Genomic DNA, 13,803 nt, shown 5'->3' with positions numbered 1-13,803 from the left:
TTGCCACACTTGATGCCAATAATAATGCTCTGCAATATTGACCAACTCAGTTGAATGATAAATATCGACCTGACAATCTTGTGCAAATGCGGAAATTAAATTACCAGTGTAAGTATTTTTCGACGTTGCAGGGGTAGCCAATAGACCAATATGCTTACTCTCACTGGTTATTGCCGCAGGTTTAATCGCAGGAACGACTCCCACAATGGGAATATCTGTATATTGACGTGCAGTGTCTAACGCATATGTTGACGCGGTATTACACGCAATGACGATGACATCTACGGTGCTTTGTGTTCTATTTAACCAAGCGAGTAAAGACACCAATCTTGTTTTGATTGTTTCTTGGGACTGTAATCCATATGGAAGTAATGCATTATCCATTACATAGCTGTAATGTGCATAGGGCAGTTTTTCTTTAAGGTGTGATAGGACGCTCGTTCCACCAATTCCTGAGTCAAATACGAGTATATGTGGCAAACTTAAGTCTCCAAACAATCAAGACTCGAAGTTTGCCACGCTATCCAAAGAAAATAAACAACGCCGAAGTGACTTAACTATTTTGTGTCTCTTCTTTACTATTTAGGGTGCTAAAGTAGTTTTGTGCATAATCTAAAAACTGATTTAGTCTTTGTTGCCCTTCATTCATCCATGCCATGATATCTGGAAGCTGTGCTTGAAGGCCAAGTGATTCAGCATCGCTATTGAGCCCCTCTAAGCGCTTATCCAAAGGTGCAAACGCCTGTTCTAATTCTTTCATCGGATTACTTTGCTGATACTGAGCAATGGCTGCAGACGTTTTACTTTGCCTTAAATCCATCGTGAAGTTTGTAATTTGTTCGTTATCCAAACTCAACCCTTGCGCTAATTCAAATGCGTCATCGAACTCACCAGCAAAAAACGAGTCACTTACATCGCGAATATCTTCCATCATAGCATTAATCGCTTCTTGCTCTTTTTCATTCAGCTCACCATTAACGCTAATAGAAAAGCTCACCTCTTGAGATGCACTTTCACCATATGCAAAACCAACATTATCACCATTACGCTCGTAACTAGCACCGCGTGACTGGCTATATGCGTCACTGAATGAAATAACAACTTCGTCCCCCTCTGCTGTCGTAAATGCATATTCGGCTTTATTCGATAAACTCGCAAACTGCGCAGCACTGACGGATAAATGCTGAGGTGTCGGGTTGAACAGCTCTTTTTCAAACTCATCTAGGCCATTAAAGATCCCTTCTTTTGACTTTTCTATCCCCTCAGAGATCTCATCATCAAATAGTCCGGAATCTTTCAATTCACCTGTGGCTTCATCAATACCTGTTTGTACGCCTTTGCGTGCTTGTTCTAGCATATTCTTCAGTGTATCGTCGTCTTGACCATCTGCTTTTGCTTTATTGATGGCCCCCTGTACAAAGCCTAGAACATTTTTCACGATCTCTTCGTAATCAAATAATGGCTTTTCAGGCTCATCTTTTTTCTCGATACCGAGTGCTTGGGCCAACTTATCATCGAGCACTTTTGCTGCGACCTGCGACTTATTACCCTGATAAACATCTGAATTTATCGAGATATTAGGCACACTTGGTTTAGCTTTTGCTGCATTATGCTGCATTGCTGGATTCAACAGCTGATTCAACTGTCCGATCTTCATGATTGCTCTCCGCTATACCCTACCAGTTAATTATCGGCCATATGTGACAAAGCTAAAGGTGATTTGTACAATAAAAGTGCAATTTTAAGTGTAAGCACTGGACAAATGTTCCTCGCCCCCTAAAATAGCGCCTCCTTGCAATATATAAAGGTAGCCTCAGCATGGCCGTGATCAAAATCGATGCTTCGCAATACGAACAACAGCTTTTAGAAAAACAACAGCGTATCAGCGCACAATTCGCTCGCTTCAATGCGCCAGAACTAGAAGTATATGACTCAGAAAAAAGCCATTATAGGCAACGTTGTGAGTTTCGAGTGTGGCACGATGGCGAAGATTTGTATCACATCATGTTCGACCAACAAAGCAAAGAAAAAATACGCGTAGACCACTTTGATCCAGGCGCACCTTTAGTCAATGAACTCATGCAAGTCATGATGGAAAAACTACGTCATAACGAGATCTTAAGACGCAAATTATTTCAAATTGACTACTTATCGACACTGAGTGGCGAAATACTTGTTAGCTTACTTTATCACAAGCAGCTTGATGATAATTGGCGTGAAGCAATGACTGCGCTGAGAAAAGAGCTACAACAAACCTACAAAATCGATTTTATCGGCCGTGCTAGAAAACAAAAAGTCGTATTTGGTGACGACTTTGTAACTGAAAAGCTCACTGTAGATGATAAAGCATATACCTACCAGCAAGTCGAAAATAGCTTCACCCAGCCAAATGCCAAAGTGAATGAAAAGATGCTGTCATGGGCTAAATCGATTGCCCGACCGCTATCTAATGATTTGCTCGAGCTTTATTGTGGTAATGGTAATTTTTCTATTGCTCTAGCGGAACATTTTGACCGTGTTTTAGCAACGGAAATTTCTAAGTCTTCGGTGCATTCGGCACAATACAATATTGCCGCCAATCACGTCTCCAACCTCGATATCATCCGTATGTCGAGTGAAGAGTTCACAGATGCAATGCAAGGTAAACGTCATTTTTCTCGCCTCAATGGCATCGATCTGAACTCTTATAATTGCCAAACCATATTAGTTGATCCACCTCGCGCAGGCATGGATGAACTCACCTGTCGACTGGTGAGTAATTATGACAACATTATCTATATATCGTGTAATCCAGACACGCTGGAGAGAGACCTAGACATACTGAGTGAAACGCATGACATCGCTCGCATCGCTATCTTTGACCAGTTCCCTTACACACATCATGTTGAATCAGGTGTATTTTTGACACTCAAATAACCTATTTCATATTTCATAAAAAACCCCGCAAATGCGGGGTTTTTTATCATCAATACACTATATTACTTACTTGCTAAATAATTAATCAGCTTCGCAATATCCTCTGGGCTTGTCACACCAGACTCTCTGCCCAGTACTAACTTGTACTTACCGCTAACAATGAACGTTGGAACACTTGATAGCGCGCCTTTTTCCTGCAGCTGCTTTTGTTGTCTCGCCATTTTAGATGCTTTAGTGCGCACAGAGAAGCTTTTATACATCTTATCAAACTTAGCACCATCAACACCCTGTGCTACAAATACATCTTTAATGTCCGCAAGCTCATTGAACTTTCCACGCTTCGTATGAATATGGTTAAACATTGCAGAAACAATTTGTTTTTTCTGAGGCAAAACGTCAGCAGTTGCCAATGCCGTTGCAATCATTTTTTGATGCTCAGGATCGCGAACCCCGACGAAATCAACATGACTTTTCTTGAATTTCACGCCTTCATCAAGTTTCGGCGTAAACTTGTCAATCAAGCCTTCGAAGTTATTACAGGCAGGGCAATAAAATGAGAAGTACTCGGTCACTTCTGGCTTTTTGGTGCCGCGTTCAGCAATCACTTCATAGTGCTTGCCTTCTTCAAATGTTGCAGCACTTGCTGCCAATGGTAAAACCAACGCTAACAGCGCAGCTTTAATTGATTTCAACATATTATTCTCCAACTATTATTTTTCTAGTAAATACTTAACTAATTCATTGAACTGAGCTTGGCTGTTCAAAGAGCTGGTGATCACGCGGTATTTATCATTCACGATAAAAGTAGGTACGCCCCGCACTGCACCAGCTTCACTGAATCGCTTTTGTTCATCCTGCATGGCCTTTTCAGCTGAGATAACAGGCATACTTGCTAATGCTGAATCAAACTTTTCCGCTGAAACCCCATGCGCTTCTAATAGCTTTTGTACATCTTTCATGTTGGCAAAGCGACCATTCTGCTCGTGAATGGTGCTGAATACTTGATCAACAACTTGTGATTCGACACCAAATTGCTTAGCAATGATGTAACCATAACTCAGATAACCTTGTACTTCCGGTGGTAGGCCGCCTAAAAAGTTAACGTGGAGCTTTTCAAGTGGCACTGTAGCCGGCAGGCTTGCATCTAACGCTTTTGCTACGCCTTCAAACCTATAACAAGCAGGGCAATAAAATGAGAAGAACTCAACAACCCTAGGTGCTTTGCTTTTTTCTAATGACAGTGTTTCGTAGTGCACACTTTCTTTAAAGTCAGCAGCAAATGCAGCAAGTGGCAAACACAGTGCCAACAATGCTACTTTAATTGATTTCAACATGTACTTTCTCTCTTAAATTTTATGGATAAATTGTTAGAGCCGGCTCATCAAGCGCAGCTAATTGTTCTTTTAATGCCAAGATCTGCTGTTCCCAGTATTTGTCTGTTGCAAACCAAGAAAAGTTCCTCGGAAATGCAGGATCTTGCCAACGTTTTGCTAACCACCCCATATAGTGGATCATGCGCATTGCTCGCAGTGGTTCAATTAATTGCAATTGAGTCATATCAAGCTCACTAAACTCCTCATAACCGCCGAGTAAAGTGTCCAATTGCAACGCTTGGTTTTGACGATCACCGTTTAACATCATCCACAGGTCTTGAATCGCGGGCCCTTGACGACAATCATCTAAATCTACGAGCATGAGTTGCTCATGCGACCACAGAATATTGCCAGCATGACAATCTCCATGCAATCTGATCGTATCATTAACTTTGAACTTTTCTTCTGTTTTTTTAACAACTTGCTCTAAAACTGTAGAAAATGCCAATTGCAAATTATGGGGTAAGCACTCACTAGCTAAAATTTCCTGACTCGCTTCCGTTAAAAAGCTTTCAGTATCTATACTCGGCCGACATTCAAAACTGTATTTTTTTGAGACACTATGCAGCCTGCCGATGTAACGCCCAAGCACTTCTAATTGATCTAGGTTATCCATTTCAAATTGTCGGCCACCCACACTTGGAAACAAGGCAAAACGATAGCCTTGATGCGCAAACAAGCTTTCATTATCACGCCTGATTGGGCAAACAACAGGTACTTCAGCTTCTGCCACCTCAAAGGAAAATGCATGCTCTTCCCTGATTTGTTCATTTGACCAGCGGTTTGGTCGATAGAACTTTGCAACATAACGCTTGGCATCATCACCACGAAACTGATAAACACGGTTTTCATAACTATTTAAAGGCAGGAGACCTGATTCAGGATAAATACCGATGCTTTCGATTGCATCAAGAATGAGATCAGGTGTGAGGTTTTGATAGCTAAAGTCGCTCATTGCTGCTGTCCATTGAAAATATAAAAGATCTGGTATTGGCATATCTTGCCTTTAGACCACAGCACCATAGGATAAAGCGTAGTATGTTAGGAAGCAAAATATATTATGGCTTGAGTGTTTATTCTATATTTCACTCAAGCCATAAATAGCACTAGCGCCCTTTAAAGAAATTAGTTGGCTGAGATACTTGAGATTGTGATCCCTCATCACTCGACAGTACAAAATGAAATTCAGTCACAGGTTTTGTGAGATCATAAGGGTCCATGACAACTGACACAGGTATATCTAGTGTCGACCCAGCTGCCACCGTAGCAGATTGCTTGCCTAGTAGTTCAAAGTGCTCAAGACCTGTCACTGAAATAGTAAATGTTTGCACTGACTGCGCTTTATTGATGAGTTTGAGAGTGTACGTGTTTTCGACCATCCCATCATAGTTTACCCGATAGAGCTGGTTTCTATCCCTAATGATGTCTAGTTCAAAAGTTTTACGCATTGCTATATTTGCCGCTAACGCACCGCTTAATACTAACAAAATAAGGATATAACCAATTAACTTCATACGTACAGGTTGGGTAACTTTCTTTGCATGTTCTAAATTTCGCTCCGTTGTATACGAAATTAACCCCCGTGCATAATTCATTTTATCCATCACACCATCACATGCATCGATACACGCGCCACAGTTAATACATTCATATTGCAAACCGTTGCGAATATCAATCCCAGTAGGACACACCTGCACACATAACTTACAATCAATACAGTCACCTAGCCCCAGCGCTTTAGGATCTTGTTTTCGGCCCCTTGGTCCTCGCCCCTCTCCACGCTTGTTGTCGTAGCTGACGGTAAACGTGTCTTTATCAAACATGGCAGATTGAAAACGTGAATAAGGGCAAATGTGCAGACACATGATCTCTCGCATCCACCCGGCATTACCATATGTACAGATGGCAAATACCACCACACTCACGGTGGCGTAGCCACTGGCAGAGAACATCAATAAATCCGGTAATAACGTTCTGATAGGCGTGAAATAACCAACAAACGTTACCGCCGTATAAAATGAAAATACAGACCAACTAAAATGCTTCATCCCTTTACGAAGAAATTTATCTAAGTCCATAGGACGTTGATCTAATTTTTTCCGCTGATTAGCAGAGCCCTCACATTTCTCTTCAAACCAAATGAAGATAAATGTCCAAACAGTTTGAGGACATGTATATCCACACCAAACCCGTCCATAAAAAGTAGTAACCAAAAAGAGTGCAAAGGCAGCTATCATTAATATGAATGCTAAGATGGTTAAATCTTGTGGCCAAAGTGTCAGGCCAAAGATATTAAATTTCTGCTCAAACAAATCAAACAACACAGCTTGTTGACCATTAAAATTGAGCCAGGGTAAAAGCATAAAGGCCAGCATGCCCAAAAAACCAATTCGCTGTCGAAGCAATTGATGCATGCCTTTTACCGCTCGCACATAGATACGATTGCGCGGATTAAACCTATCGGGCTGGAGGTTTTCGGGTTTTTGGATCTCTACTGGGATATTCTTAATCTTGATCTTATTGTCCATACAAGCTCCTTAAGCGCTTTGGACAGGCTACTTGCTACAGTGACCTTACTTTTACTAAGGATATTATATGCAACAGCACGCTTTTCGCGTAACCTTAAATCGCACGACGGTGACAAAAACTACGAATATTTCCTGAGCAATTCGCTTGCTTTTGATTCTTGCATTTTATTACACTGTGACTTTGATTGAGTCGAATAGATCAAATTAGCGAGATTTATGAAAAAATATCTTTTATTAGTACTCATTGTGTTGGCCCTTTTCACCATAGATCACCCTTTGATTAAAGAGCCAAGAGATAAATTACTACAGCAAGGCGTCGATACACTCGGCGAAACTAGCCAAACCCAATATAGCCTTGCAGCTAAACAAGCTAGGCATGAAATAGCAAGAGAAATTGAGCTCTCTGCCTCTGAGCAGGCATACTTGCTTGATGCTTTAGCAACAGATGAAAAAGTAAAGGTGTTTCACGTACGATTCTGCCAAGAACATGAGCTCAACTTATACTTTTTTGGACCCAAGCTAAATACAATTTGTGATATTGCGGCCAAGGCAATCAAAAAGGCAGAGTTTTAAATGATTGACATTAATCAATTTAACAAGCTCCGTGCGCGGTCCTTTAACGACCAAAAAGCGCTGTTAAAAAAACTTGCTAAAGGGCAGACAGTGCTTTGTAAAACATGTGGTAAAGCAATAAGTTTAAATGTTGCGGTTAAAGAAGGTGAGAAAGCTTCTGCGCAGTGCCCAACAGGCTGTACGCATATTGAGTTAGACGTAGCCTAAGCTACGTCTCACTTATTAATCGTTATATAAACCACTGCCTAATGCAACCTGCTCAATCAATTCAGCATAAGCTGGCGCAACGTCCGCGGCTAATTGGAACTGCTGAGTAACAAAGTCATTAATGTCAGCTTCGATAGATTGGCAATACACTTCAACCTGCGCATACTCTAAACTAAAAAAGCCTAGCAACTCTGTACTTGTCACAAGTGCCTGCTTGAGTTCATCAGACAGTTGTTCACTCTCATTTAGCTTGTTTAAATAACTTTGGCAACCATGCAAAAAACCGGTACTCCAAAGTTGTTTGTCTTGCCAAAGTGACGCCTCATCAAATGGGAGCGTAAACCCACTTGAAAACACCTGTTCACTGACATGGTGGTGTAGCGCCAGCATTGCAAACACCACATCCTCTGATATTTGCTCATCGCCCCCTGTCACATGACTTAACCACATTTCAGGCTCTATGCCATCGGGACTACACACAGTAGCAAATAAAAACCCTTCTAGTGCTTTTAACTCAAACACCTCTGAATTCGTTTGCATGCGCTGATCTAAGTACGCAATGAGTAGTGCCTCATGAGCAGGCTGGTAACTAAAGTCCATCATTATTTATAAACTCACTGGGTATCGGCCCTGAGAGTCAGGACGCCCTAAATATTTAACCGCATCGTGTACTTCTTTTGGTAGTGATGCATCAGGCTTAACATTACCAGCTACTTTAAACTGCATGTTTTCAGCAAGTGTCGCATCCGCACGCAAACCAAGTAAGTTCTCTGGTTCAACCACAATGGCGATATCCCCTGATTTACAACTCAATACGCCGCTTAATTCACCAACGCTAAACCAGCCAGACATCCCCTTAACTTGAATATCCGGGCTGCTAATATCACCTTTAAGATTTTCACAATAAGGCTGGCCACTCATGTATTCATCCAGTTCTAAGATCACGCGCCCTTTTGCATCAACAGGTAAAGGCAAATTAACTTGGCGCATCGCCTGCTCAACACTGAATCGAAGCGTTGTATTCTCAAGCTCAATGTCATTACCAAATAGGGATACCGCAAAGTGACTACGTCCTGATATTTCAGAAGACTGGCGGGCATTGCCAAAATTGATCTTGCCCTGAACTTGGCCAGTAAGCAGTCCCCACCCGTTCAGTTGCCACTTCACATCATTTAATTGTACATTTTGATATTGCACACCACTTACTTGACCATCCCAAAGTGTGCCCGTCACCGTCCCTAGACGCACATTAGGCGGGATGTGTGACTGTGCTAATTGCAACGCAATTGGCGCTGGAATACTCACGACAGTAAAAACAATAAACGCAAACAAAAAAGCCAATACTACACTAACTGCATTTTTCATATTTAATTCTCTAACACCAAACGGCTCACGCGAACATATCCTTGCTGCGGCTCTTCACCTAAATCAAGATTAGCGACTTTAACCCCATGTTGGTTAGTCAGCACTTCCAGCCAACTGACTAATTTATTGAACTCTACATTATCAATGTTGATACGCAGAGTATTGTCCCTTGGCTGCATCTTGCTGATCTGAATACCATGTCTACCACGAGTACGATTAACCAATTGCGTTAAGTTTTGATTGCGTGATGTGGCTTGATTTGCGCCACTGGCTTTTAATTGTGCAACACTTTTTGACACCCAAGCATGAAAGTTTTGCTGCTTCTGAAGATCAGCTTGCGCTTTTTCTACTCCGTCATTAAGGGGCTTAATGATGCCCATCACCAAAACAAAAATGACAAACACAACACCGGCGACCATCAGCAGTTTTTGCTCTTGCTCTTTGAGAGATTGCCAATAATTAATCACTTGCTGCTTCATGCTGCACCTCTGATTCTTATTTCGCCAATGACGTAATCACCATCTTGATTCAACGCGCCTTGCTGTACTTCAATACCTCTTTGCTCAAGAATAGATTTAACTTGGCTAAATATCTGATATCCTTTCGCTTTAGCTCGGATCCTTAATTCATTCCGCTTGTGATCGTAACGGAAAGTCTCAGGATCAAAATCATCTACCTGCGAATAAATTGACACAAAATGATTGGTTAATTCTAAAAACCCACCTTGCTCACCACCACTTAAGGCATCGAGGTCATTTTGAATTTGTTTACGCAGTAAATGTGGACGTACAACTTTGTTTGGAAATGCTTGCTTATACACATCCATAGCCTGAGCTTTGTAGGCATCCGCTTCGTTTTGCAGCATCACAAGTTGGGTAGACTTCACTGATACAAAAGCCAACAATGCAACCCCCGCAGCCATCACACCAGCTTTCCAATCACGCCACCACTGCGGCTGTTTTTTCTTCGCAGCAAAAAGGCCTTGACGCAAATTAATTGGTAAAGCATTAAGCCCTTTTGCAAAAATCGCCAATGGTAAGTCGTATTCATCTGCTTTAGCATTAAGCTCTTTCGTGCAAACGAGGTTATCTGCAGGGCTATAATGCACAACTTGAGACTCAGGAGTAAGAGACAAGTAGTCACCAACCCAGTCAGACTCGACCGCACTAATATGCCAGTTTTCTCCTTTGAATAACCATTGCTGCTGAAGCTCAATAGCGCTCAATGCATCCGCTTCAGGAGAAGGCAATAATAACGCATCCGGGATCACCACAGTTGGCTCAATATCAAAATCGTCCAATACTGACATCCAAGATTGAAGCCATGCTAAATCACACAAAGCAATATTGATGAAATGCTTATCTTCAATCGTTGCAGGCTCCCCAATTGCGATGAATACATCATCAATGTCACTGGCTACCTGCTCTTCCAACATAAATGGTAATGCGCGCTCTAATTTGCGATTCCACTTGGTTGGCAATGCCACTTGTTTTAGCTGTACATCCGACGCAGGTAACAGTAATGCGATACTGCGCCCCGATGCTTTCTCTGTTAACTCTCCAAGTAACCCACTGTGCTCTAACTCACCACTGGCAATGATCTGCGAATCCGACTCAGACCATATTAACCAACTGACAGGTTCCTGCTGTGACTGGCCTACGCGGACCAATAGTTTTTCTGTCACTGAACGCCTCCAAACTTGCGTGCCAACACAGTTGCTCGACCGTCTTTTATTTCGAGTATTGAGGTCATCTTAAACAACCGCTCATCAAACGACGCCTTGGCACGCAACTTAAAATAATTGCTTGTTATTGTAAAAATTTTCTCAGCTTTTTTAGTATCCTGAGCACCTTGATTTTTTGCTTCCGTAAAGAAATCCTGTAAGTTATCAAATCCTTCTTCTGGGCGTGCTGCAATGACAGCTTCAGCACCAGATAAGCTAAGCCCATCCAGTAATGCACTTAACAATAAAGCCTGCTCAGGCAATACCGTATTCACATTGATAGCCAAATCTGTACTACCAGGTATGACACATACATAAGGTAATAACTTCTCCATGACTAACGGGTTAAACCCTTTAATCACTCTTAATTCACTTTCAGATGCCATCAGATTGTTTGCTGTCATATAGGGCATCTGTCTAGACATATATTCGTCTTCTTCAGCACCAGAACGAAATGTGATGCTGTCTTCGTCCAGCCAATCATAAACGCTGTCAGCCATCGCTTCTTCACTTTCTTGCGCTGGCAAATCCTCAATATTTTTCAATAACTCTAAAAGAGCTCTATGTGCAGGATTGGTTGCGTTGGTGCTAGCATTCTGATCTTTAGGCGCTCTTAACGCATTTAGATTTAAGCACGCTTGTAAGTCCGTTATTTTACCACTCAAGGTACCGTGGTCGACGGGATAAGGCACCTCATCGATAGCCCATGGTTGGCCCAAATGCACTTTATCAGGGTCATCTTTACGGCTTTCCAACAACACTTTTTTCACCAGCTCTTCTGTACCATAGCTGTACCACTTAGCTTGCTGATGCGTTTGAATATTCGCAGCTTTTTGTACTTGTACCATTAGTGATGAGGCCATTTCGGCAGCCAAACTTGCCGCCAATGCAACAATAAATAATACAATTATCAGCGCTGCGCCTTGCTGCTTCCTCATGGTTTCCCTCCACGCTGATTGGCATTGCCGCCTGAATTATTATTGTTGTCGCGATTGAGTCCATCATCTAACCCGTTAGACACGCCATTACCATTACTTTGTGCAGCTTTTGCTTGTTGCACTTTGCCATCTCCTGGTGTCAAGAATACGCGTCTCAATGGCTCAGAGTCCTGCCTCTGAATCGTCACAGCAACAGCCAATGGTAGCGCTTTAATTTGCCAATTATCTTGCCATTTTTGCTTGTCATCTAAAAACTCAAACTTGAGCTCTTCCACCTTATCTAACAACACTTGCGCACGGGGTTCGGTGCCATCTAACTCGTCGACATACACTCGATAAATACGTTCTAATTTATCTTCCTTAACGCGATAACCGACACCTTGCAATTCTGAGCGTGGTAAGAGGCTAACTGGATTCGTCCAGCCATCTCTAATGAACGCAATACCATCGTACTGACTCTCTAAAGCGTAACGACCATGGATGATATAGGTTGGACTAAAGTCGCCCGCTTCATTGCGCACTTCTCGCTTAGTCATTTGATTGAAATCTTGGTCCATAAACCGGAAAGTCGTCTGAAGTCCTTCTAACTCGGCAATGGTCTCATCGGACGCCTCTTTGGCCATGATGGATGTATTTAGGATTTGATGCGATGCGGTAACAATAAAAGCCAAAATCACCAACGCAACCATAACTTCAATCAGTGTAAAACCAACTTGTTTGCGTTTTATAGATAACATCACTTTTTGCCCTTGTGCATGAAAGTGGTCAGGTCGTAGACCGAGTTTTCTCGTCTTTCATCTTCAAACACTTCTATCGTTAATTTTACAAACTCAGCATCCGCGGTCTTTTCTACTTTCTGGCTCCAGTACCACGTATGACCTGCAAACTCTTCATCACCACTGTCAGAATTTTTGCCATTCCATTTACCACCACTGGCTTTCGTACGCGCCATCACCATTTGATTTTCAGCCACCCAAGCGGCATAGGTTTGCTGCTCTATCGTGCTCATATGATTGATGTGTGAACCTGTGGCTTGTAAAGCTGCAATCCCAGCGACTGCACATATGCCCATGGCAACCATCACTTCTAATAGGGTAAACCCGGTCTGTGCTTGCTTAGTCATATTCAGGCTCCCGACGAAGCTTCACTGGCGCCATAAACTCACCTTCAATGTAATACACAGGTTCTGGCTCTTGCGTTAATTCTAGGGATATTTGAAAAGCACTTACTTCACCTGACGATAGAATTAACACCTGTGGTATTTTCTTCTTTTTAAGTTCTAGCAAGTTATCCTCATCGCCAGAACCCATTATTTCTTGCCAATTTGATTGTTCGAGTAAGTTATCTTGTGACCAAGCGAGATCTTCTAACACCAATTCAATCTTGTACTCTTCAGTATACTCAATCGGCTTATAAAGCTCTTCGGCTTCGAAAGTGGTCCACTGCTCACCGTCGAAGACCAAGAACTCTAATGTGCGCTTGTCCAAGTGAAGACCCAACTCAACCTGATTCAATACTGCAAATTCTGATGCCAAATTCACAATACCATGAAGCTTTAACGCTTCTTTTTCTAACAACTCCTCATCATCTTCACCCACTGTGAATGTGACAATTTGAATAGAAAAACCGATGATCAGGATAACCACCAAGATCTCTAAGAGGCTGAACCCCCGAGATCTACTGAGCTTTTGAGTTGAGTAATTCACAGGTAACGACATTAGCGATCTTCTTCATCTCTCCAGTTACCGATATCATCTTCGGTACCGACTTCGCCATCAGGGCCCATTGAGAAAATATCAATTTTGCCAATTTCACCTGGGCTCACTAACTGGTATGGGTTATCCCATGGGTCAAGAGGCAGCTCGTTAATGAAACCACCATCAGGGAAACGCTTTGGCACAGGATCAATCGTTGTTTTCTCAACTAACGCTTCTAAGCCTTGCTCTGTAGTTGGGTAGCGTTTGTTTTGTAACTTGTATATTTTCATCGCGCTTTCAATTTGCGTGATGTCTAAACGCGTTTTATCAATCGCAGCTTGCTCTTGGTTACCCATAATATTAGGTGCGACTATTGACAGGATCATACCGATAATTACCAGTACTACCATTACCTCTAGTAATGAAAAACCAGACTGTTTCTTCACAATTTATACCTCTATGCTGTTGCATTGGCTACACGTG

18 protein-coding genes (1 of these 18 running past the window's edge) are annotated in these 13,803 nt (G+C 42.1%); 3 read left to right on the top strand and 15 right to left on the bottom strand.

The window, feature by feature from the left end; genetic code table 11:
• Both murI and JF50_RS01290 read right to left on the bottom strand, forming a co-directional pair.
• Positions 1 to 480, bottom strand: the 5' portion of a protein-coding gene (murI, locus tag JF50_RS01295; RefSeq protein ID WP_039607717.1) for a glutamate racemase. 315 nt of this gene lie to the left of the window's left edge; the window shows 480 of its 795 coding nt (coding positions 1-480); it begins with the start codon at positions 478 to 480; its stop codon lies beyond the left edge, outside the window.
• Between the two features lie 73 nt (positions 481 to 553).
• Positions 554 to 1,657 (bottom strand): DUF5610 domain-containing protein, encoded by a 1,104-nt coding sequence (locus tag JF50_RS01290; protein ID WP_039607716.1) that lies wholly within the window; start codon positions 1,655 to 1,657, stop codon positions 554 to 556.
• 161 nt (positions 1,658 to 1,818) lie between these two features.
• Between JF50_RS01290 and trmA the strand changes: the two genes are divergently transcribed.
• A complete protein-coding gene (gene trmA, locus JF50_RS01285; RefSeq protein WP_039607715.1) occupies positions 1,819 to 2,916 on the top strand; it encodes a tRNA (uridine(54)-C5)-methyltransferase TrmA in 1,098 nt (365 codons plus the stop codon).
• Positions 2,917 to 2,978: 62 nt separating this feature from the next.
• Here trmA and JF50_RS01280 read toward each other — a convergent pair whose 3' ends face one another.
• From JF50_RS01280 to ccoG, 4 genes are all read right to left on the bottom strand, one after another.
• Positions 2,979 to 3,611 carry a thiol:disulfide interchange protein DsbA/DsbL gene (locus JF50_RS01280; protein WP_039607714.1) on the bottom strand — a complete coding sequence of 211 codons (633 nt, stop codon included), beginning with the start codon at positions 3,609 to 3,611 and terminating at the stop codon, positions 2,979 to 2,981.
• Between the two features lie 15 nt (positions 3,612 to 3,626).
• Positions 3,627 to 4,250 (bottom strand): thiol:disulfide interchange protein DsbA/DsbL, encoded by a 624-nt coding sequence (locus tag JF50_RS01275; protein ID WP_039607713.1) that lies wholly within the window; start codon positions 4,248 to 4,250, stop codon positions 3,627 to 3,629.
• Positions 4,251 to 4,269: 19 nt separating this feature from the next.
• On the bottom strand, positions 4,270 to 5,244 hold the full coding sequence (locus JF50_RS01270; protein ID WP_039607739.1) for a serine/threonine protein kinase: 975 nt from the start codon (positions 5,242 to 5,244) through the stop codon (positions 4,270 to 4,272).
• A 151-nt stretch (positions 5,245 to 5,395) separates the two neighbouring features.
• Entirely contained in the window at positions 5,396 to 6,817 is a 1,422-nt protein-coding gene (ccoG, locus tag JF50_RS01265) for a cytochrome c oxidase accessory protein CcoG (protein ID WP_039607712.1), read from the bottom strand.
• A gap of 216 nt (positions 6,818 to 7,033) precedes the next feature.
• On the opposite strand from ccoG, the gene JF50_RS01260 reads away from it, so the two are divergent.
• Positions 7,034 to 7,390, top strand: coding sequence for a hypothetical protein (locus JF50_RS01260; protein ID WP_039607711.1), 357 nt, complete (start codon positions 7,034 to 7,036; stop codon positions 7,388 to 7,390).
• Positions 7,391 to 7,597, top strand: coding sequence for a hypothetical protein (locus tag JF50_RS01255; protein WP_039607710.1), 207 nt, complete (start codon positions 7,391 to 7,393; stop codon positions 7,595 to 7,597). It abuts the gene before it with no gap.
• Between the two features lie 15 nt (positions 7,598 to 7,612).
• On the opposite strand, the gene JF50_RS01250 is transcribed toward JF50_RS01255, so the two are convergent.
• The 9 genes from JF50_RS01250 to gspG are packed head-to-tail and all read right to left on the bottom strand — an operon-like array spanning position 7,613 to position 13,766.
• Positions 7,613 to 8,200 (bottom strand): UPF0149 family protein, encoded by a 588-nt coding sequence (locus JF50_RS01250; RefSeq protein WP_039607709.1) that lies wholly within the window; start codon positions 8,198 to 8,200, stop codon positions 7,613 to 7,615.
• Between the two features lie 3 nt (positions 8,201 to 8,203).
• Positions 8,204 to 8,962 carry a type II secretion system protein N gene (locus JF50_RS01245; protein ID WP_039607708.1) on the bottom strand — a complete coding sequence of 253 codons (759 nt, stop codon included), beginning with the start codon at positions 8,960 to 8,962 and terminating at the stop codon, positions 8,204 to 8,206.
• Positions 8,963 to 8,964: 2 nt separating this feature from the next.
• Positions 8,965 to 9,441: a type II secretion system protein GspM gene (gene gspM / locus JF50_RS01240; RefSeq protein ID WP_039607707.1), complete on the bottom strand. Its 477-nt coding sequence runs from the start codon at positions 9,439 to 9,441 to the stop codon at positions 8,965 to 8,967.
• On the bottom strand, positions 9,438 to 10,646 hold the full coding sequence (gspL, locus tag JF50_RS01235) for a type II secretion system protein GspL (protein ID WP_039607706.1): 1,209 nt from the start codon (positions 10,644 to 10,646) through the stop codon (positions 9,438 to 9,440). Before gspL ends, gspM begins: the two co-directional genes overlap by 4 nt.
• On the bottom strand, positions 10,643 to 11,623 hold the full coding sequence (gene gspK, locus JF50_RS01230) for a type II secretion system minor pseudopilin GspK (RefSeq protein WP_039607705.1): 981 nt from the start codon (positions 11,621 to 11,623) through the stop codon (positions 10,643 to 10,645). The genes gspL and gspK overlap by 4 nt, the downstream gene beginning before the upstream one ends.
• Complete coding sequence (gene gspJ / locus JF50_RS01225; protein ID WP_039607704.1) at positions 11,620 to 12,360, bottom strand: type II secretion system minor pseudopilin GspJ; 741 nt, start codon at positions 12,358 to 12,360, stop codon at positions 11,620 to 11,622. The genes gspK and gspJ overlap by 4 nt, the downstream gene beginning before the upstream one ends.
• Positions 12,360 to 12,746: a type II secretion system minor pseudopilin GspI gene (gspI, locus tag JF50_RS01220; RefSeq protein ID WP_039607703.1), complete on the bottom strand. Its 387-nt coding sequence runs from the start codon at positions 12,744 to 12,746 to the stop codon at positions 12,360 to 12,362. Before gspI ends, gspJ begins: the two co-directional genes overlap by 1 nt.
• A complete protein-coding gene (locus tag JF50_RS01215) occupies positions 12,739 to 13,341 on the bottom strand; it encodes a prepilin-type N-terminal cleavage/methylation domain-containing protein (RefSeq protein WP_039607702.1) in 603 nt (200 codons plus the stop codon). Before JF50_RS01215 ends, gspI begins: the two co-directional genes overlap by 8 nt.
• Complete coding sequence (gene gspG, locus JF50_RS01210; protein WP_039607701.1) at positions 13,341 to 13,766, bottom strand: type II secretion system major pseudopilin GspG; 426 nt, start codon at positions 13,764 to 13,766, stop codon at positions 13,341 to 13,343. Before gspG ends, JF50_RS01215 begins: the two co-directional genes overlap by 1 nt.
• Between the last annotated feature and the right edge of the window lie 37 nt (positions 13,767 to 13,803).

Source organism: Pseudoalteromonas luteoviolacea, assembly GCF_000814765.1.
Classification (GTDB): domain Bacteria; phylum Pseudomonadota; class Gammaproteobacteria; order Enterobacterales; family Alteromonadaceae; genus Pseudoalteromonas; species Pseudoalteromonas luteoviolacea_H.
This window is presented reverse-complemented; position numbering and strand designations above follow the sequence as displayed.